The sequence below is a fragment of the Acidovorax sp. SUPP2825 genome (assembly GCF_030158995.1).
Taxonomy (GTDB): domain Bacteria; phylum Pseudomonadota; class Gammaproteobacteria; order Burkholderiales; family Burkholderiaceae_C; genus Paracidovorax.
Genome location: NZ_BQXK01000003.1, coordinates 289,812 through 308,226, shown reverse-complemented (window position 1 = coordinate 308,226; position 18,415 = coordinate 289,812). Strand labels below are relative to the sequence as shown.

Genomic DNA, 18,415 nt, shown 5'->3' with positions numbered 1-18,415 from the left:
CCGAGCGGGCCCCATCGCGGCAAATGGGTTTGGATGGACGAGATCCTCAATCGATGAGTTGCCCCGCCTCATGGAACGGATACGGCCCGGGATATGTCCCGCTGGCCGCGATGTGGCTGACCAGCCGCCCGTCCTGCGGCAGCGCATGCACCGCAAAGCCCGGCGGCTCCAGCGTCCAGGCCGAGGCGGCGTCGGGCGCCAGGTCCAGGCACACCTGGTGCGCAGGCGATGGCACGGTTGCTGCCAGCGTGCCGCCGAAGCGCACCTGGATGGCGCGGTGCAGGTGGCCGCAGACCACCCGCTCCACGTTGGCGTACCGCGCCACGATGGCCTCCAGCGCTTCGGCGCCTTCCAGCAGGCCGATGGCGTCCATGTGGCCGATGAGCGTGCGAAACGGCGGGTGGTGCATGGCGATCACCACGGGCCTGCCGCGGTGCGCTTCCAGTTGGCGCTCCAGCCAGTCGAGCCGTGCTTCGCACAGGCCGCCTTCGCTGGCGCCGGGCACCACGGTATCGAGCGCGATGAGCTGCAGCCCGCCCACCGGCACGCTGTATTGCACGAAGCCTTCTTCGCCCAGGTAGGCGTGCTCGGGAAAGCTGGCGCGCAGCTGCTCGCGGTCGTCGTGGTTGCCGGGCAGCAGGTAGAGCGGCATGGCCCCGAGCGGCGCCAGCAGTTCGCGCAGGTGGCCGTATTCCGCCGGCCGGCCGAAGTCGGTCAGGTCGCCGGTGACCACGACGGCATCCGGGCGCTGGGGCATGCGCAGCACCGTGTCCACGGCCTGGCGCAGGTAGGGGGCGGTGTCCAGCCGGCCATAGGCCAGCCGGCCGGGCTCGCGGATGTGCAGGTCGGAGAGCTGCAGGAGCAGGGTGGTGGTGTTCATGCGGGTCATGCGCTGAGGCTTTCGGTGGCGGACAGCAGGCGGTGCGTGGCGATCCGAAAGCCTACCCGCTCGCCTTCGCGCGCGGGATGGTCGCGGTGCACATCGGCCAGGAGGGGCGCATGCCCCGAAACGGCCAGCGTGAGCTGCACGCGGTCGCCCAGGAAGCTGCGGCGCGTCACGGCGGCGCTGCCCCAGTCGGGCAGGGTCGGCCCCACCTCGACGTCCTCGGGGCGCACGAGCAGCGCGTCGGCCGAAGCCGAAAGGGCGTCGCAGGCCTGCAGCGCCGTGAGGTGCGGCAGTCCCCGCGCTGCGCTGGGGTCCACGGCCGGCACGATGCGGTTCACCCGGCCCAGGAACGTGGCCACGAACGGGTGGCTGGGCGTGCGGTAGAGCGCCTCGCCGTCGCCCACCTGCACGATGCGGCCGGCATGCATCACGGCCAGGCGGTCAGCAATGGCAAGGGCTTCCTGCTGGTCGTGGGTGACGTGGATCGCCGTGATGTGCAGGCGGCGCAGCAGGTCTGCCAGTTCGTCGCGCAGCGATTCCTTGAGCTTGGCATCCAACGCGGTGAGCGGCTCGTCCAGCAGCAGCACGCGCGGGCGCGCGGCCACGGCCCGGGCCAGGGCCACCCGCTGGCGCTGGCCACCGGAGAGTTCGGCCGGGCGTTTTTTCTCCAGGCCGCCCAGGCGCACCAGATCGACGAGTTCGCCCACGGTGCGGCGGCGCTCGCTTTCGGCCACCCCGCGGATCTTGAGGCCATAGCCGATGTTGGCCTGTACCGTCATTTGCGGAAAGAGCGCGTAGTGCTGGAACACCATGCCCACGCCGCGCTGTTCGATCGGCATGCGGGTCACGTCGGTGCTCCCGAAAGCGATGCGGCTGCCCGCATCAGGGGCCTCCAGCCCGGCGATCAGGCGCAGCAGTGTGGTCTTGCCGCAGCCCGACGGTCCGAGCAGCGCCATCACCTCACCGGGCTCCACGGTCAGGTCGGTGGACTGCAGGCCGCGGGTGCCGTCGGCATAGGTTTTGGCGCACTGGACCACGTCCACGCGCGTGCGTTCAAGTTCCATGGTGTTTCTCGATGAAGGTGCCGATGGCCTGCAGGCCCCACAGCACGGGAAGAATGACGATCAGAAAGACCAGCGTGTAGGCCGAGCCGATTTCGATGCGCATCGAGGCATAGCTGTCGGCCAGCCCCACGGGCAGCGTGCGGGTGAGCGGGGTGTGCAGCATCCAGGTGAGATTGAATTCGCCCACCGAGAGCGTGAACACCATCAGGCTGCCCGCCACGATGGCTGGCAACACGGCCGGCACCAGCACGCCCAGAAAGCGCTGCGCGAAGCTGGCGCCCAGCGAGCGCGCGGCCTCTTCGAGAGAGCGCAGTTCGTTCTTCTGGAATGCCGATCCCACGGTGCGCACCATGAAGGGCAGCGTGAAAACCATGTGCCCCACCAGGATGAAGGCGAAGCTCTGGCGAAAGCCCGAAAGCTGCCCGTAGGCGAGGATGAGCGCCAGCGCGCTGGCCAGGCCCGGCACGGCGACGGGCAGGGTGAGCAGTTCTTCGAACAGCCGGGCCCAGCGTGAGCGGCTGCGCGCCAGGGCATAGGCGCAGGGCACGCCCAGCAACAGGTTGCCCAGCACGCACAGCAGCGCCAGCACCAGGGACCAGCCCACCGTGCCGCCGTAGTTCTCCCACACCTCGCCCAGCCAGCGCAGCGTGAGCCCGCTTTTCAGGCCCACGCTGTAGTTGTTGACCAGCCCGGCCACCACCGAGAGGGCGATGGGCGCGATCATGAACAGCGCGACCAGGGCGGTCAGCGCCAGCAGCGCCGGGGCCTGTCTTGCGTTTCGCATGGTTTCGGCTCCTTCAGAAAGCGGTGGTGCCGGACACGCGGCGCGACACCCACAGCACCATCCAGGTGATCAGCCCGAGCGTGATCGACAGGCTGGCCGCCAGCGCGAAGTTGGCATAGTTGGTGAACTCGTTGTAGATGGTGATGGGCAGCACCTCGAACTTGGCCGACAGCGTGAACGCCGTGCCGAACGCGCCCATGGCCGTGGCGAAGACGATCGCGCCGCAGGCCAGCGTCGTGGCCGCCAGTTCGGGCACCCACACATCGCGTGCCACGCGCCAGCGCGAGGCGCCAAGGGAGCGGGCCGCTTCTTCCAGCTGCGCATCCATGCTGCCGGCCGCCGCCGTGTAGGTGGCGATGGCCCGCGGCAGCGAGAAATACAGATACGCCAGGAACAGGCCGGTGAGCCCATAGGCGAACGTGGTGCGGCCGGCGCCCAGCGCCTCCGACAGGTCGGCCACCAGCCCCTGCCGCCCGCCCAGCAGGATCATGAAAAAGCCCACGATCACGCCGGGGAACGACAGCGGCAGCGTCAGCAGCGACAGCAGCAGCGCACGGCCATGAAAGCGCTGGCGCGCGAGCGTGATGCCCACCAGCGCACCCAGCACCAGCGTGGCCAGCGTGACGGCGAGCGACAGTCCCAGCGTCTGCAGCAGGCTCTGCAGATAGCGCGCATGGGTCAGCACCGCGAAGTAGGTCTCCCAGCCCTTGGCCGCCGGCAGGGCCAGCAGCAGGGCGACGGGCAGCAGCCAGAACGCCGCGAAGAACGCCACGGCAGGCGCGGCGCACGCCAGCAGCACCGGGCGCGAGGGAGCGGAACCACCGTGGCCCATGGCGTTACTGCACTTCCTTCAGATAACGGTCGGAGAACGCCTTTTGCGCAGCCGCCATGCGGCCGTAGTCCACGGTCTTGGCGCGCGCGTAGTCGCTGGCCGGCAGGAAGCGGGCCTGCACTTCCTTGGGCATGGCATTGGCGCGCACCGGGCGCAGGTAGGCGTTGGCCCATAGCGCCTGGCCTTCGTCGGACAGCACGAAGTCCAGCACCTTCCTGGCATCTGCCGCATGCGGGGCATTGGCCACCAGGCTCATCACGTAAGGCACGACCACGGTGCCTTCCGCAGGGATGACGAACTGCACGTTGGCCTGGTCCTTGTACTTGGCGCGGTAGGCGTTGAAGTCGTAGTCCAGCAAGATGGCGATCTCACCCGACAGCACGCGGGCGTAGGCCGTCTGCTTGGGCACGATGGGCTCGTTCTTCTGCAGTGCCTTGAAGTAGTCGATGCCGGGGGCGAAGTTGTCCATGGAGCCGCCGCGGGCCTGGTTGACCGCCACCGCGCCCACGTAGCCCACGAAGGCCGAGGCCGGGTCGAGGTAGCCGATCAGGCCCTTGTAGTCGGGCTTGAGCAGGTCGGCCCACGATTTGGGCACCGGCTTGCCCTTGAGCGCATCGACGTTCACCATGAAGCCGAGCGTGCCCGAGTGGATGGTGAACCAGTGGCCCGCCGGGTCCTTGAGGCCTTCCGGAATGTCCTTCCAGCCGGCGGGCTGGTAGGTGCCCACCACGCCGTCTTTCTGCGCCTGGATGGCGAACGTCACGCCGAGGTAGGTCACGTCGGCCACGGGGCTTGCGCGCTCGGCCACCATCTGGGCAAGGGCCTGGCCGGAGTTCTTGTTGTCCGGCGGCACGGTCACGCCCGTGCGCGCCTTGATGGCCTTGAGCTGGCTGCCCCAGTCGGCCCATTCGGGCGGGCAGTTGTAGCAAATGGCGGTTTGCGCCATCGCGGCGGCGCCGGAGGCCAGGCCGAAGGCCAGCACGGTGGTGCGGATCAGGGTTTGCAAGGTGTGTTTCATCGGGGGCTCCAGAAAAGCAGAACGAAGGAAAGGATGGGTTGGGGGAGAGTGGGTTGCGGGATCTGTCGGTCAGGCGCCTGCACAGGATTCGCCGGCATGGAAGCGATGGGGCAGCGTCAGGCTGGCCTGTGGCGTCAGCGGCGCATCGGCGGCCATGGCCTGGATCAGCAGTTCCACGCTGCAGCGGCCGATGTCGGCATTGGGCTGGGCCACGGTGCTCAGCACGGGGGTCAGGTCCTGCCCCAGCGCGATGCCGTCGAAGCCCACCACGCTGAGATCGCGCGGCACGGCGAGGCCCGCCTGGTGGGCGGCCCGCAGACAGCGGATCGCAATCAGGTCGTTGGAGCAGACCAGGGCGGTCGGGCGCTCGGCCCCGCGCAGCCACTGCGCCACGTCCTCCACCGCGGTTTCCACGAAAGGCACTTCGATCACCGGCGCCTGCGCGAGCCCGGCAGCGGCCATGCCGCGTCGAAAGCCGCGACAGCGCTGCTGTGCGCGGTCCGAGGCGGCCAACTGGCCGCTCACCATGGCGATGCGCCGGTGCCCCAGGGCCACCAGCCGTGCCACCAAGTCGGCCACGGCGCCTTCGCTGTCCACCGAGACGCAGGGGTGGCCGGGGTGCCGGTTGTAGGCCAGCACGTAGGGCAGGGCGGCCGCCGCCAGGCGCGCGAGCGCTGCGGAGGACTCTGGCTGCGAGACGACGAGGATCATGCCGTCCACGTCGCCTGCCAGCAGCAGATTCACGGCGCGCTCTTCCTGCGCGATCGCGTAGTCGGTGGTGAACGGCAGGATGGCATAGCCCGCCAGCGCCGCGGCGCGCGCGATGCCTTCGAGGCATTCCGCGAACACGGGATTGAGCAGCGTGGGCAGCACTACCCCGATGACGCGGCTGCGCTGCGTGCGCAAGGTGCGGGCGCTGGCGTTGGGCGCGTAGCCCAGGCGCTCGGCCACGCCGAGCACGAGGCCGCGCGTGGCGGGGGTGACCTTGTCCGGCAGATTGAACGCGCGGGACACGGTGGCGACCGAAACCCCGGCTTCGCGGGCGACGTCCTGGATGCTCATGGGAATGGGATGGGGCTGCAAAAGGCCATGTAATCGATTTCATGGCATTGGAGCGGGGCGGCGTGACGGCGTGATGACAGTCGCGCGCGGTGGGAGCAAAGTCCGCGGGTTCGTACGCCAACGGGTGTCTTCGCAGCACGCATGGAGGAAGGGCGATGTCGTGCTTAACCTGCGTGTTCGTGTTCCGCATGAGGCGGATTCGGATGGTCGAAGGCCGCATGCCCTGGTCCGGCGCCTGCGGCCTTTCCCTTTCAAAACCGGGCGCCAGAATCAAGGAGCCGACTTATGGTGTCACCGCTTTCATCCCGGGGCGGTCCGCCTGCCGTGCTGGCGCCCAGGCCGGGTGTCGGATCCCCTTCCACTGGTAAAGACCCCGCCCGCGGCTGCGAGGTAGCTGTCCACGGACTGCATTCGCGTAAAGCTGCTGGTATCGCCGTAATGGAAGAAGGCCTGCTTCGCCCCCGCCAAACCCTGTCCTCCGCAGTGGACCGGCAGTTGCGCGGCTATGTCATGGCCCGGGCCATCGATGGCCGGCATGTGGAAGGGCCTGACCTCACGCGCTTGCGCAACGCCACCGCCACGGTCGAGCAGGTCCGCGCGCTGTTGCCGAGCGGTCGTGGCAACGTCAAAGACGACATTGCGCAATTCGGTCACGAAAGTTCTAGGAGGGTCGAAGCGGGCCGGCTTGTGAAGAACATGCTGGTGGCGCACGGGCTGCCGCGAGTTGTGGCCTACGCTGCCGGGGGAATTTTGGCCCGGGCCGGCAATTGCGCAGAGTTCGCTGCCTTGACCATCATGCTGCATGTCCCTCTGTTGAAAGAAGCCAGCTCAGGCACCGACAAGGGGGAGTTCATTTACCTCGTGAAGTCGCAGTGGATCGACCACGACTGGGCAGAGCTGAGGGACGGGCGTGGGCCGGATTACCACATGGTATTGGACCCTTGGCTGCGCGGACCCGCAGTCTTTTCTGCTGACAGCCAATGGGGAGGTTACGCTGGTGACTTCACCCTGAGCCTGGAGTACGGCCATGCCTCGGGCTTGAAAGACAGGGCAGAAATGGAGACGGCTTTGACTGAGAACTCGCCATCTCTGCTGGCCCGTTTCGACCAGGGCTTGCGCGAGGTCGGGCCCACGATGCGCTACGCGCCACACACTGTCTTTCCTTCCATGGCGGTGGTGGGACGGGGGTTCGAGCGGCGAGTTCAACTCAAGCTCCAGGTCCCCGTTGATGTTGCCAAGGCCCGCGTTCCTCGTGAAGTGCGGGCCATGAATCCCAACCTGCGCCGGACCCAGCGCGCTCTGCTCAATGAGGTGCTGGCCGTGGGCGTCGCGCGGCAGATGGATGCTGGCGCAGGCATACGGAGCGCAACGCAGGAAGTGCCCGGGTTGCTGGATGCCGCCAGGCGACTGCGTGATAAAGGCAAAGGCGCCTGACGCTCGGCGCAGCCGGCGTGCTGCCGGGCAGGGCGCGCTGTCGGCGCCCGGTCTTCAGGACGAGCGCTTCACCCGCAGCAACTCATCCAGGATCAGGCAGGCCGCTCCCACCGTGATGGCCGAGTCCGCCAGGTTGAAGGCCGGAAAGTGCCAGCCCCGCGCGTGGAAGTCCAGAAAGTCCACCACGTAGCCGTGCATCATGCGGTCCACCACGTTGCCCACGGCGCCGCCCAGGATGCTGGACAGCGCGAAGCAAAACAGCTTCTGCCCGGGATGGGCGCGCAACTGCCACACGATGAACAGCGTGGCCGCCACGCCGATGCCCGTGAACACCCAGCGCTGCCAGCCGCCCGCATCCGCCAGGAAGGAGAAGGCCGCGCCCGTGTTGTGCGCACGCACGATGTTGAAGAAGCCGGTGATGTAGGTGGCATCGCCCAGCCGGTAGTAGCCCAGGATCAACGTCTTGGTGAACTGGTCTGCGATCAGGATCAACAGTGCCCAGACGAGCCAGGGCCACATCTTGCCGCCCGCGGAGGATGAAGACGAATAGCTGCTGCGGGCCATCACGCGTGCTCCCGCGCTTCGCCGGCGCCGTACAGGTTGCTAGTGCAGCGGCCGCACAACGTCGGGTGGGCCGGGTCCTGGCCCACATCGCTGCGGTAGTGCCAGCAGCGCTCGCACTTGGTGTCTGTACTGGCCTGCACACTGATCCGCAGCGCATCGCCCGCCACCAGTTCGATCGCGGACGTGATGAAGACGAACTTCAGGTCGTCGCCCAGGCTGGCGAGCAGCGCATGGTCTTCGGGGGCGGCGGTCAGGGTGACCGTGGCCTGCAGAGACGAGCCCACCTGGCCGGCCGCGCGCAGCGCTTCGATTTCCTTGTTCACCGCATCGCGGATGGCGCGCAGGCGGGCCCACTTGGCCAGCAGCCCTTCGTCGGCGCCCGCGATGGCGCCATAGGTTTCCAGGAAGATCGATTCGGAGGTGCCGAACACCTTCCACGCCTCTTCCGCCGTGAACGACAGGAAGGGCGCCATCCAGCGCAGCATGGCGTGCGTGATCTGGTAGAGCGCGGTCTGGGCGCTGCGGCGCGCCAGGCTCTTGGGCGCCGTGGTGTACAGGCGGTCCTTGAGCACGTCGAGGTAGAAGCCGCCCAGGTCTTCCGAGCAGTACAGCTGCAGCTTGGCCACCACGGGGTGGAACTCGTACACCTGGTAGTGAGCCAGCACTTCGGCTTGGAATTCGGCGGCCCGCGTGAGCGCATAGCGGTCGATCTCCAGCATCTGGTCGAACGGCACGGCGTCGGTCTTCGGATCGAAGTCGCTCACGTTGGCCAGCAGGAAGCGCAGCGTGTTGCGGATGCGGCGGTAGGCGTCCACCACGCGCGCCAGGATCTTGTCGTCGCCGGCGATGTCGCCCGAGTAGTCGCTGGCGGCCACCCACAGGCGGATGATCTCGGCGCCGAGCTTCTTGTTGATCTCCTGCGGGTCGATGCCGTTGCCCAGCGACTTGCTCATCTTGCGGCCCTGGCTGTCCACGGTGAAGCCGTGGGTCAGCAGGCCCTTGTAGGGCGCGCGGCCCTCCAGGGCGCTCGCCAGCAGCAGCGAGCTGTGGAACCAGCCGCGGTGCTGGTCGTGGCCTTCGAGGTACAGGTCTGCCTCGGGGCCGGTGTCGTGGTGCACGTTCGGGTGCGTGCCGCGCAGCACGTGGAAGAAGGTGGAGCCGGAATCGAACCACACTTCCAGGATGTCGGTGCTCTTGGTGTAGCAGGCCGCATCCTCGGCACCCAGGATGTCTTCGGGCGTCACGCGGCTCCAGGCCTCGATGCCGCCCTTTTCGACGATATCGGCCGACTGGTCCATGATCTCCATGGTGCGCGGATGCAGCTCGCCCGAGTCCTTGTGCAGGAAGAACGGGATCGGCACACCCCAGCTGCGCTGGCGCGAGATGCACCAGTCGGGCCGGTTGGCGATCATGTCGTGCAGGCGGGCCTTGCCGTTCTCGGGGTAGAAACTGGTGTGCTCGATGGCCTCCAACGCCGTCTGGCGCAAGGTCTTGGGCGCCTTGTCCTTGGTGAATACGCCTTCGCCTTCGTCCATGCGGATGAACCATTGCGCGGCGGCTCGGTAGATCACCGGGGTCTTGTGGCGCCAGCAGTGCGGGTAGCTGTGGGTGATGTCCTTGGTGGCCATCAGGCGGCCAGCGTTGCGCAGCGCCTCGATGACGACCGGCACGGCCTTCCAGATGTGCTGGCCGCCGAACAGGGGGAAGTCGGCCGCGTAGGTGCCGTTGCCCTGCACGGGGTTCAGGATGTCGTCCAGCGCCAGGCCGTGCGCGCGGCAGGAGTTGAAGTCCTCCAGGCCGTAGGCGGGGGAGGAGTGCACGATGCCGGTGCCGTCGTCGGCCGTGGCGTAGTCGGCCAGGTACACGGGCGACAGGCGCCGGTAGCCGGCATCGACGTCGTAGAGCGGGTGTTCGAACTCCAGCCCGCCGAGCTTTTCGCCCAGCGCCGTGGCGAGCACCTGGCCGGTGAGGCCGTAGCGTGCCATGCAGTCTTCCACCAGCGATTCGGCCAGCACCAGCAGGCCGCGCTCGGTGTCCACCAGCGCATAGGTGATTTCGGGGTTCAGGTTCAGCGCCTGGTTGGCGGGGATGGTCCAGGCGGTGGTGGTCCAGATCACCACGAAGGCATCTTTCTGCAAAGCGCTCAATCCGAAGGCAGCGGCCAGCTTCGCGGGCTCGTGCGCCTTGAAGGCCACGTCCAGCGTGGTGCTCTTCTTGTCCTGGTACTCGATCTCGAACTCGGCCAGCGACGAGCCGCAGTCGAAGCACCAGTACACGGGCTTCAGGCCCCGGTACACGAAGCCGCGCTCCATCACGCGCTTGAACGCCCGGATTTCGCCCGCTTCGTTGGCGAAGTTCATCGTCTTGTAGGGGTTGTCCCATTCACCCAGCACGCCCAGGCGCTGGAAGTCGCCCATCTGCTGGGCGATCTGCTCGGTGGCATAGGCGCGGCTCTTGGCCTGCATGTCGTCGCGGCTCAGGTTGCGGCCGTGCTTTTTCTCGATGGCGTTCTCGATCGGCAGGCCGTGGCAGTCCCAGCCCGGCACATACAGCGCGTCGAAGCCTTCGAGCTGGCGCGCCTTGGTGATCATGTCCTTCAGGATCTTGTTCACCGCATGGCCCATATGGATCTGGCCGTTGGCGTAGGGCGGGCCGTCGTGCAGGATGAACTTCGGTGCGCCGCAGCGGGCGTCGCGCAGCTTCTTGTAGATGCCTTTTTCGTCCCATTCCTTCACCCAGCCCGGCTCGCGCTTGGGCAGGTCGCCGCGCATCGGGAAGGCGGTGTCGGGCAGGTTGAGCGTGGCGCGGTAGTCCGTGCCGGTGGAAGGGGTGGGGGTGGCGTTCGTGTTCTCGGACATGGCAAGACCTAAGGAGCGGGCCGTTCCGGGCCATGGCCTGGAACGCAGGAAGAGAAAGAAGATGAGGGGGCGGACGGGGCCGCAGGGCTGCGCTGCGGCACGGGGACCGTCAAATTCGGTCGCGCGTGGTCTGGCGACGGGTCTCGGCGTGCGTGGAGGCGGAGAAATACGCCCGCGCGTCATCGCAGTCCCTGGCGATGCCGCGGGTGAGGGCGTCGAAGCTGTCGTATTTCAGCTCGTCGTGCAGTTTGTGCAGGAGTTCCACGCGGACGATTTTACCGTACGCCCCTTCGGCCCCCAGATCGCGGGGCCAGTCCAGGCAGTGCGTCTCCAGCAGCACGCGGCCGCCGTTCACGTCCCGGGGATCGAGCGACGGGCGCACGCCCAGGTTGGCCACGCCCGGCAGGGGCTCGGCGGCCAAGCCGTGCACCCGCACCACGAAGATGCCGCCCGCAGCGGGCTTCCAGTGGGAAAAACGCAGGTTGAGCGTGCGAAAGCCGTCGCCGGCGCCTTCGCGGCTGGCGCCCAACTCACGGCCGAGCTTGCGCCCGTGCACCACGTGGCCCGAGATGGCATAGGGCCGGCCCAGCAGCCGCGCGGCGTCTTCCATGCGGCCGGCGGCCAGGGCCTCGCGCACGGCCGAGCTCGATACCCGCAGGCCGTGCACCTCGTAGCTGTTCATGCGGGCCACTTCGAAGCCCTGGCTGCGTCCGGCGCCGTCCAGCATGGCGTAGTCGCCCGCGCGCTGCGCGCCGAAGCGGAAGTCGTCGCCCACCAGCACGTAGCGCGCGCCCAGGCCGCGCACCAGCACGTCCTCGATGAACATCTGCGGCGGCTGGCTGGCCAGCCGTTCGTTGAAGGGCAGCACCACGGTCTGCTGCACGCCGCAGCGGCGCAGTTCGTCCAGCTTGTCGCGCAGGGTGCCGATGCGGGCGGGGGCCAGTTCGGGGCGCTGGCGGGCGCCGGCGAAGTAGTCGCGCGGGTGGGGCTCGAACGTCAGCACGCAGCTGGGCACGCCGCGGTGGGCCGCCTCGTTGTTTAGCAGCGCCAGCATGGCCTGGTGCCCACGGTGCACGCCGTCGAAATTGCCGATGGTGAGAGCGCAGGCCGATGCAATGTCGGGGTGATGGAAGCCTCGAAAGATCTTCATCGGAGTGCTTTACTTTTGATAGCGCCGTGCGCAGGTGTATCAAGCGCTGGACGCCAATTTGTCATGAACGGAGTATATTGTGAGCCACAGGCCGGCCTTGGCACGCCGCCCATGAGACATCAGCGTTCCGAATCCTTGTGTGCATCGTTGTTCCAGGAGGCGAGTTGTGAAGGTCTTGAAGTTGTCGGCCCAGGGGCTACCCCAATCGTGGATTTCGCTGGAACAGGCGGTCATTCACTATGCCGCGGGCGAGGTGCGCTGGGAATCCGGCGCGCAGATCGCCCGGTTCCGCGGCGGCCACAACGCCGTGACGGGCGAGCAGTCGGTCATCGGCGTCAACAGCATCATCGGCACCAAGGGCGTGCCGTCCATCAACCCGTTCAACCTCAAGCCCAGCCTGACCAACGGCAAGCTCTTCGCCCGCGACCGCAACGTCTGCGCGTATTGCGGCGGGCACTTCCACGAAGAAGACCTCACGCGCGAGCACATCGTGCCCTATGCGCGCCAGGGCGTGGACCACTGGATGAACGTGGTCACGGCCTGCCGCCCCTGCAACCACCGCAAGGGCCCGCGCACGCCCGAGCAGGCGCACATGCCGCTGCTCTATGCGCCCTACGTGCCCAGCCTGTGGGAGGACTTCATCCTGCGCAACCGCCGCATCCTGGCGGACCAGATGGAGTTTTTGATGGCGCACGTGCCCAAATCGTCCCGCCTGCTGGACTGATCGAAAAAAAGCGCCTGCGCAGGTACTTTCCCCGAGGGCCGGGGGCCGGGGCTGCGGGAATAATCCTGCCTCCTTTGTCACAACGCCCCCTGGGGGCCAAGATCGGACCGTTTCCATGCGCATTGCTTCCCGCCGCCTGTTGCTGGCCGCCGCCGTTGCCGGCTTGCCCATTCTTCCCGTGTTCGCCCAGCAGGCCAAGGAAATCAAGGTCGGCTATGCGCTGGCGATCAACTCGCACTACGGCGCGGCCGCCCAGGCCTGGGCCGACACGGTCGAGAAAGGCACCAACGGCGCCTTCAAGTTCAAGCAGTTCCCCTCCAGTGCCCTGGGTGGCGAGCGCGAGCTGATCGAAGGACTGCAGCTGGGCACCGTGGAGGCGGTGATCGTCTCCACCGGCGCCCTCAGCAACTTCGTGCCCGATGTGGGCGTGGTGGACATTCCCTTCCTGTTCCGCGACACGGCCCACGCCCGCGCGGTGCTGGACGGCCCGTTCGGCCAGGACCTGCTGGGCAAGTTCAAGGGCCGGGGCCTGATCGCCCTGGCCTGGGGCGAGCAGGGCTTTCGCCACCTGACCAACAACAAGCACCCGGTGAGCACGCCGGCAGACCTCAAGGGCCTCAAGATCCGCGTGACCGAGAACCCCGTGCACATCACGGCCTTCCGCACGCTGGGCGCCTCGCCCACGCCCATGTCCTGGCCCGAGGTGATCGGCGCGCTGCAGCAGGGCACCATTGACGGGCAGGAAAACCCGATGTCGGTGATCGTTTCCGCCAAGCTGCCGCAGGTGCAGAAATACCTCTCGCTGACCGGCCACGTCTATGCGCCCATGGCGCTGATCGTGTCGCCCAACCTCTGGTCGAGCCTCAGCGATGCGCAGAAGGCCAGCTTCACCCAGGGTGCCAAGGCGGGTGCAGCGGCCTCGCGCAAGTTCGTGGACGACGTGGAGCAAAAGGGCCTGGCCGACGTCAAGGCGGCCGGCATGCAGGTCGTGGAGTCGGTCGACAAGGCGGCCTTCCAGAAGGCCCTGGAGCCCGCCTACAAGCAATACGCCACCAAGTTCGGCCAGAAGACGCTGGACCAGATCACCGGCACGAAGTGATGGTGGCCGGCGCGTCCGGAGCCTGTCCGGCGTGCGCTTTTCCTCTGCCCGGCCTGGCCGGGCTTTTTCCTTTGTGATCGACCGACCGATAGATTGGCACCGGCAGGTGCCCTCCCTCTCATGCTGAACCGATTCGAGCGCGCGCTGGTGGCCTGCAACCGCTGGCTGCTCATCATCTTGCTGCTGGCCATGGCCTGCATCGTCTTCGCCAACGTGGTGCTGCGCTACACCACGGGCGATTCCATCGTCTGGGCGGAGGAGGTAGCCCGGCACCTGATGATCTGGGGCACGTTCCTCGGGGCCGGACTGGTGCTGCGCTTCGGCGGGCACGTGGCCATCGACAACCTGCACCACACGCTGGGGCAGACTAGCGCGCGCTGGCTGCGCGGGCTGATCGTGGCGGGGCTGGGCGTGTTCTTCCTGGTGATGGCGTGGTTCTCGGTGCAGTACGTGTGGGCCACGCGGTTCCAGACCACGCCGGCCACCGACATCGCGTTCGCCTGGATCTATTCGGCGATGCCGGTGGGCTTCCTGCTGTTGTTCGTGCACCTGCTGTTCATGGCCCGGGGCTATGTACGGGATGGGCACTATGTCGAGTCCGACGAGATGGACGCCGAGTCCGCCGCGTCGCTGTGATGTTCCGAAGGACCTGACCCATGGCCATCACCCTCTTCGTTTCCGCCATCGTCCTGATGGCGCTGGGCTTTCCCGTCGCATTCGCGCTGGCCATGTCGGCTGCGATCGCGGTGTTCGTTGGCGGGCGCTATCCGCAGCTGATCGTGTTCAAGGAGATGTTCACCGGCATCGACAGCTTCCCGCTGATGGCGGTGCCGTTCTTCATCCTCGCGGCCGAGATCATGTCCGGCGGCGCGCTCACCGTGGTGCTGCTGCGCTTCGCGGCGCAGTTCGTGGGCCACCTGCGCGGCGGGCTGGGGCATGCCAACATCCTGTCGCTCACGCTGTTCTCGGGCATCTCAGGCTCGGCCCTGGCCGATGCGGCGGGGCCCGGCTCCATGATGGTGAAGATGATGGACAAGGCCGGGTATTCGCGTGCCTACGCGGCGGCGCTCACCGCCAGCACCGCCATCGTGGGCCCCATCATTCCGCCCTCGATCATCATGATCATCTATGCGCTGCAGGACGAGCAGGTGTCGGTGGGCGCGCTCTTCATCGCCGGCTTCGCGCCCGGGCTGCTGATCGCCGCGGCCATGGCGCTCGTCAACTGGCGCGTGTGCGTGCGCCGCGACTACCGCTCGCGCGAGCCGCGGCCGAGCCGGGCGGAGATGCTGTCCAACAGCATCCGCGCCATCCCGGCGCTGATGCTGGTCGTGCTGATCCTGGTGGGCATCCGCTTCGGGATCTTCACGCCCACCGAGGCGTCGGTGGTGGCGGTGTTCTATGCGCTCATCTGCGGCAAATGGATCTACCGCACGCTGGAGTGGAAGGCGCTGCCCCACATCGCCGCGCGCTCGGCCTTGCTGACCGCATCGGTGCTGCTGGTGGTGGCAGCGTCGGCCGCGTTCGCCTGGGTGCTGACGATCGAAGGCATTCCCCAGCAACTGGCGGAGACCATCGTGGGGTGGAACCTGTCGCCCGTCACCTTCCTGATCGCGGTGAACATCCTGCTGCTGCTGTTCGGCATCTTCATGGAGCCGCTGCCGGGCGTGATGATCCTCGTGCCGATCCTGGCGCCCATCTCGGCGGCGCTGGGCATCGATCCGATCCACTTCGCGATGGTGGTGATCGTCAACCTCACCCTGGGCATGATCACGCCGCCCGTGGGCGGGCTGCTGTTCGTGACCTCGGTGGCCACCAAGGTGCCGCTGGCGGCCCTCACGCGGGAGCTGCCGCCCTTCCTGCTGGCGCACCTGGCGGTGCTGATCCTGCTGACTTTCGTGCCGGCCATCTCGACCTGGCTGCCGCACGCGCTGGGGTTCTGACCCCGCGCACGAGGGCATGAAAAAAGCGCGGCAACGGCCGCGCTTTTTCTTTGGGGGCGCCGTGGGCGCCCCGCCGTCAGACCGCCTTGCGCGCCGTGACGATGAAGCCCTGCACGGGCGCGTTGTTCTCGTAGCGCAGCACGGTGTCTTCCACCTCCACGGTCTCGAAGCCCGCCGCCTTGCACAGCGCCACCACATGGCTGCGTTTGTGGGCATAGCGGCCGCTGGGCTGCAGCACCATGTCCGGGCCCGCTTCGTCCGAGGTCTCGCACGAGAAGATCAGCTCGCCCTGGGGCACCAGGATGCGCAGGGCGTTGGGAACGGTTTCGGTGAGGTCGCCGGTGTAGATGAACACGTCCAGCGCGGCCAGCACGTCGTAGATGGCGTCGGGCGTTTCCTGCAGCGCGTCGAGCAGGTTGACGTGGTGGAAACGGTCGTACACGTTGTGGCGGCCGGCCTGCTCGATCATCTTCATCGAGATGTCCACGCCGATCAAAAAGCCGTCCAGCCGGCCCAGGCACACGCCGAGCAGGCCCGTGCCGCAGCCCAGGTCCAGCAGGTTGAGCTTCTTGTCCGGAAAGCGTTCGAGGATCTTGTCCGCCACGCGCTTGGGCAGCTGGTAGCGCAGGCCGCGCACCATGTGCTGGTCGTACATCTCGGCCAGGCTGTCGAAGAGGCCGCGGTTCAACTCCGGCGGCTGGTGCTTCGGCGTCACGCCATGGGCCAGCGCGGCGTAGTAGGCATAGACCGAGTCGCCAGGGGCCAGTTCCAGCAGCGTGGTGGTGTCGGCGACGGCACGGGCGGGCGTGCCCGCGGCGAGGTGCGCCTTCACGCGGCCGAGCAGCGATTCGGTGTCGGCCGGGTTCTCGGCGATCAGGCCGCTCCACAGTTCGACGGATTCGGCGTGCGCGCCCCGGCCGCTCAGGTCGCGCGCCAGCTGGCGGCGCAGTTGCGCATCGCCCGGCACGAGTTCCAGCCCGCGGCGCAGGTGGCGCACGGCCATGTCCAGGTGGCCCGCGCGGTGCGCGACGTCGATCACGCCGGCCAGCACCACCAAGTTGTTGGGCTCGATCAGGGCGACCTTTTCCGCGGTGCTCACCGCTTCGTCGAACTGGTTCTGGCGCGCCAGCAGCAGGGCCAGCTCCAGCAGGCCAGGGCCCCAGTCCGGCGAGATCGCCACGGCATGGCGCAGCGCCTCGAACGCCTTGGGCAGGTTGCCGGCCTTCTCCGCCATCAGGCCCGCCAGCATGAACACGCGCGGATCGTTGGGGGACTGCTGCTGGGCCTTGTTCAGCGTCAGCGCGGCCTTCTGGAGTTCGCCCTGGGCGATCTGCGTCCTGGCGGTTTCAAGGTGTTGGCGGTTGGGGTCTGCGAGGGGTGTTGCGCTCATGTCGGGAGGGGCAAATAGGGGGAGGCGCGCATGCTCGGCGCCTTCAGGATGGGTGGACGATTATCCCGGATTCGCTGCGGGCCCTGTTCGTGCATTGGCCGCGCTGCGACGAGGGCGTTGCACCACGCCTGCGCGGGGCCGGCCCGGGCCTGAAAAAAGGCCGCTGCGACCCGACGGGCGGCAGCGGCCTTCCACCTTTGGCGATCTGCGAACGTTCAGCGCGAGAGTTCGTCGCCCACGGCGCGCACCAGCTCGCCGCCGTCGCCCGACAGCTCCCAGAACATCATGCCGCGCAGGCGGGCCAGCTTCACGAAACGCGCCTTCTCGCGCAGGGTCTGCGCATCGTCGAAGGTCCAGAACGTGGTGCCGTCGAACAGCCAGGCCGAGCGCGCATGGGCATCCCAGTAGCGGGTGAAGCCCGGCTTGGCCTGGAGGGTCTGGTAGTCCTCGATGCCCGCCTCGTACGTGCCGGCGGGAATGCCCGTGGCCGCCTGGTACAGGCCGCGCTGGGCGTTGGTCACCCCCGTCCAGCCGCGCGAATACAGCGGCGCCCCGACGACGATCTTTTGCGCGGGCACGCCCGCCTGCAGGTATCGGCCCACGGTCTCGACCACCGAGAGTTTCTGCGCGCGGGCCGGGTCATTCGGGTTCGGCGCGAGCGCGGCCTGGTGGTTGGTGGTGCTTTCCCAGGCGCCGTGCAGGTCATACGCCATCACGTTGATGAAGTCGAGCGACCGGGACACCTCGGCCAGTTCGATCTTGGCGGCGGTCTGCGGGCCGGCCGGCGCGGCGATGGTCAGGCGCAGCTGCGGATCGATCGCATCAAGCTGGCGGCGAAACTCCTGCAGCAGCAGCGTGAAGTTGCGGGTGTCTTCGGGCCGCACGGTGTTGCCCTCGGCGCCTTCCGCAGCTGGGTATTCCCAGTCGATGTCGATGCCGTCGAATACGCCGGCGGCCGGCCCGTTGCCCGCGGTGCTGCCGTCGGTCCGGCCCTTGATGAACAGGTCGATGCAGGAGGTGACCAGCGCGCTGCGGGATTCGGCGGTGAGCGCAGCGTCGGAGAACCATTTCGACCCATTCCAGCCGCCCAGCGCGATCAGGACCTTGGTGCCGGGGTAGGCCCGCTTGAGTGCGAGCAGCTGCTGGAAGTTGCCGCGCAGCGGCTGGCTGGAATCGACCGCCTGGCCGTCCACGCTCTCTTCGGCGGCCCAGGCGCGCTCCACATCGGCATAGGCATCGCCCAGCTGGCAGACCACCGGGCCGGTGCCGCCGGCCTGCGCGGGCTGCACGTTGCCGAACGCGTAGTTGATGGTGGTCACCGCCGGAACGCCGCCCTGGGCGACCAGGTCCTTGACCTTGAAGTTGCGCGCGTAGATGCCCCACGAGGTGAAGTAGCCGACGACTTCGCGCGGTGGGGCGCCGCTGCCCCCGCCAGGGCCGTGGCCCGGTCCGTGGCTCCAGGCGCTGGTGGCCACGAGGGCCATCAGGGGGATGGCGGCAATCTGTCGGATCAAGGTGCGCATGGCGGGAAAACCTCCGGAACTGTTGTTGGGGCGGCCACTATAGCGAAATTCCACCTTTTGGAATGTGTGAAATTTCCCCGCAAAATG

At 67.7% G+C, this 18,415-nt stretch carries 16 protein-coding genes; 5 read left to right on the top strand and 11 right to left on the bottom strand.

Going from position 1 to position 18,415, the window contains the following annotated elements:
* Positions 1 to 46: 46 nt before the first annotated feature.
* From AVAK2825_RS06230 to AVAK2825_RS06200, 6 genes are all read right to left on the bottom strand, one after another.
* Positions 47 to 889, bottom strand: a complete 843-nt coding sequence (locus tag AVAK2825_RS06230) for a phosphodiesterase (RefSeq protein ID WP_284395237.1) — start codon at positions 887 to 889, stop codon at positions 47 to 49.
* Positions 886 to 1,950, bottom strand: a complete 1,065-nt coding sequence (locus tag AVAK2825_RS24785) for an ABC transporter ATP-binding protein (protein WP_349817160.1) — start codon at positions 1,948 to 1,950, stop codon at positions 886 to 888. Before AVAK2825_RS24785 ends, AVAK2825_RS06230 begins: the two co-directional genes overlap by 4 nt.
* Entirely contained in the window at positions 1,940 to 2,734 is a 795-nt protein-coding gene (locus AVAK2825_RS06215; protein WP_284395235.1) for an ABC transporter permease, read from the bottom strand. The genes AVAK2825_RS24785 and AVAK2825_RS06215 overlap by 11 nt, the downstream gene beginning before the upstream one ends.
* A gap of 13 nt (positions 2,735 to 2,747) precedes the next feature.
* On the bottom strand, positions 2,748 to 3,566 hold the full coding sequence (locus AVAK2825_RS06210; RefSeq protein WP_284395232.1) for an ABC transporter permease: 819 nt from the start codon (positions 3,564 to 3,566) through the stop codon (positions 2,748 to 2,750).
* A gap of 4 nt (positions 3,567 to 3,570) precedes the next feature.
* Positions 3,571 to 4,584, bottom strand: coding sequence for an ABC transporter substrate-binding protein (locus AVAK2825_RS06205; RefSeq protein ID WP_272564655.1), 1,014 nt, complete (start codon positions 4,582 to 4,584; stop codon positions 3,571 to 3,573).
* A 69-nt stretch (positions 4,585 to 4,653) separates the two neighbouring features.
* On the bottom strand, positions 4,654 to 5,646 hold the full coding sequence (locus AVAK2825_RS06200; RefSeq protein ID WP_284395230.1) for a LacI family DNA-binding transcriptional regulator: 993 nt from the start codon (positions 5,644 to 5,646) through the stop codon (positions 4,654 to 4,656).
* A 438-nt stretch (positions 5,647 to 6,084) separates the two neighbouring features.
* Here AVAK2825_RS06200 and AVAK2825_RS06195 point away from each other — a divergent pair, with 438 nt between their 5' ends.
* Entirely contained in the window at positions 6,085 to 7,080 is a 996-nt protein-coding gene (locus AVAK2825_RS06195; protein ID WP_284395228.1) for a hypothetical protein, read from the top strand.
* 54 nt (positions 7,081 to 7,134) lie between these two features.
* On the opposite strand, the gene lspA is transcribed toward AVAK2825_RS06195, so the two are convergent.
* From lspA to AVAK2825_RS06180, 3 genes are all read right to left on the bottom strand, one after another.
* The gene (lspA, locus tag AVAK2825_RS06190; protein ID WP_272564652.1) at positions 7,135 to 7,644 is read right to left on the bottom strand and encodes a signal peptidase II; all 510 of its coding nucleotides are present in this window, start codon (positions 7,642 to 7,644) and stop codon (positions 7,135 to 7,137) included.
* Positions 7,644 to 10,502, bottom strand: a complete 2,859-nt coding sequence (ileS, locus tag AVAK2825_RS06185) for an isoleucine--tRNA ligase (protein ID WP_284395226.1) — start codon at positions 10,500 to 10,502, stop codon at positions 7,644 to 7,646. Before ileS ends, lspA begins: the two co-directional genes overlap by 1 nt.
* A gap of 109 nt (positions 10,503 to 10,611) precedes the next feature.
* Complete coding sequence (locus AVAK2825_RS06180) at positions 10,612 to 11,652, bottom strand: bifunctional riboflavin kinase/FAD synthetase (protein WP_284395224.1); 1,041 nt, start codon at positions 11,650 to 11,652, stop codon at positions 10,612 to 10,614.
* Between the two features lie 166 nt (positions 11,653 to 11,818).
* On the opposite strand from AVAK2825_RS06180, the gene AVAK2825_RS06175 reads away from it, so the two are divergent.
* The 4 genes from AVAK2825_RS06175 (at position 11,819) to AVAK2825_RS06160 (ending at position 15,415) form a co-directional block, all read left to right on the top strand.
* Positions 11,819 to 12,376 carry an HNH endonuclease gene (locus AVAK2825_RS06175; RefSeq protein WP_284395223.1) on the top strand — a complete coding sequence of 186 codons (558 nt, stop codon included), beginning with the start codon at positions 11,819 to 11,821 and terminating at the stop codon, positions 12,374 to 12,376.
* 115 nt (positions 12,377 to 12,491) lie between these two features.
* Positions 12,492 to 13,475: a TRAP transporter substrate-binding protein gene (locus AVAK2825_RS06170; RefSeq protein WP_284395221.1), complete on the top strand. Its 984-nt coding sequence runs from the start codon at positions 12,492 to 12,494 to the stop codon at positions 13,473 to 13,475.
* A 120-nt stretch (positions 13,476 to 13,595) separates the two neighbouring features.
* A complete protein-coding gene (locus AVAK2825_RS06165) occupies positions 13,596 to 14,111 on the top strand; it encodes a TRAP transporter small permease (RefSeq protein ID WP_284395219.1) in 516 nt (171 codons plus the stop codon).
* 20 nt (positions 14,112 to 14,131) lie between these two features.
* The gene (locus AVAK2825_RS06160; protein WP_272564644.1) at positions 14,132 to 15,415 is read left to right on the top strand and encodes a TRAP transporter large permease; all 1,284 of its coding nucleotides are present in this window, start codon (positions 14,132 to 14,134) and stop codon (positions 15,413 to 15,415) included.
* Positions 15,416 to 15,491: 76 nt separating this feature from the next.
* On the opposite strand, the gene AVAK2825_RS06155 is transcribed toward AVAK2825_RS06160, so the two are convergent.
* The gene (locus tag AVAK2825_RS06155) at positions 15,492 to 16,805 is read right to left on the bottom strand and encodes a tetratricopeptide repeat protein (protein WP_284395216.1); all 1,314 of its coding nucleotides are present in this window, start codon (positions 16,803 to 16,805) and stop codon (positions 15,492 to 15,494) included.
* Between the two features lie 215 nt (positions 16,806 to 17,020).
* Positions 17,021 to 18,328 (bottom strand): glycoside hydrolase family 18 protein, encoded by a 1,308-nt coding sequence (locus AVAK2825_RS06150; protein ID WP_284395214.1) that lies wholly within the window; start codon positions 18,326 to 18,328, stop codon positions 17,021 to 17,023.
* Positions 18,329 to 18,415: the final 87 nt, after the last annotated feature.

Bases quoted from the DNA above. Each gene is read 5' to 3' on its own strand.
- AVAK2825_RS06230 (WP_284395237.1), bottom strand. From the start codon at position 889: ATGACCCGCATGAACACCACCACCCTGCTCCTGCAGCTCTCCGACCTG.
- AVAK2825_RS24785 (WP_349817160.1), bottom strand. From the start codon at position 1,950: ATGGAACTTGAACGCACGCGCGTGGACGTGGTCCAGTGCGCCAAAACC.
- AVAK2825_RS06215 (WP_284395235.1), bottom strand. From the start codon at position 2,734: ATGCGAAACGCAAGACAGGCCCCGGCGCTGCTGGCGCTGACCGCCCTG.
- AVAK2825_RS06210 (WP_284395232.1), bottom strand. From the start codon at position 3,566: ATGGGCCACGGTGGTTCCGCTCCCTCGCGCCCGGTGCTGCTGGCGTGC.
- AVAK2825_RS06205 (WP_272564655.1), bottom strand. From the start codon at position 4,584: ATGAAACACACCTTGCAAACCCTGATCCGCACCACCGTGCTGGCCTTC.
- AVAK2825_RS06200 (WP_284395230.1), bottom strand. From the start codon at position 5,646: ATGAGCATCCAGGACGTCGCCCGCGAAGCCGGGGTTTCGGTCGCCACC.
- AVAK2825_RS06195 (WP_284395228.1), top strand. From the start codon at position 6,085: ATGGAAGAAGGCCTGCTTCGCCCCCGCCAAACCCTGTCCTCCGCAGTG.
- lspA (WP_272564652.1), bottom strand. From the start codon at position 7,644: ATGGCCCGCAGCAGCTATTCGTCTTCATCCTCCGCGGGCGGCAAGATG.
- ileS (WP_284395226.1), bottom strand. From the start codon at position 10,502: ATGTCCGAGAACACGAACGCCACCCCCACCCCTTCCACCGGCACGGAC.
- AVAK2825_RS06180 (WP_284395224.1), bottom strand. From the start codon at position 11,652: ATGAAGATCTTTCGAGGCTTCCATCACCCCGACATTGCATCGGCCTGC.
- AVAK2825_RS06170 (WP_284395221.1), top strand. From the start codon at position 12,492: ATGCGCATTGCTTCCCGCCGCCTGTTGCTGGCCGCCGCCGTTGCCGGC.
- AVAK2825_RS06165 (WP_284395219.1), top strand. From the start codon at position 13,596: ATGCTGAACCGATTCGAGCGCGCGCTGGTGGCCTGCAACCGCTGGCTG.
- AVAK2825_RS06160 (WP_272564644.1), top strand. From the start codon at position 14,132: ATGGCCATCACCCTCTTCGTTTCCGCCATCGTCCTGATGGCGCTGGGC.
- AVAK2825_RS06155 (WP_284395216.1), bottom strand. From the start codon at position 16,805: ATGAGCGCAACACCCCTCGCAGACCCCAACCGCCAACACCTTGAAACC.
- AVAK2825_RS06150 (WP_284395214.1), bottom strand. From the start codon at position 18,328: ATGCGCACCTTGATCCGACAGATTGCCGCCATCCCCCTGATGGCCCTC.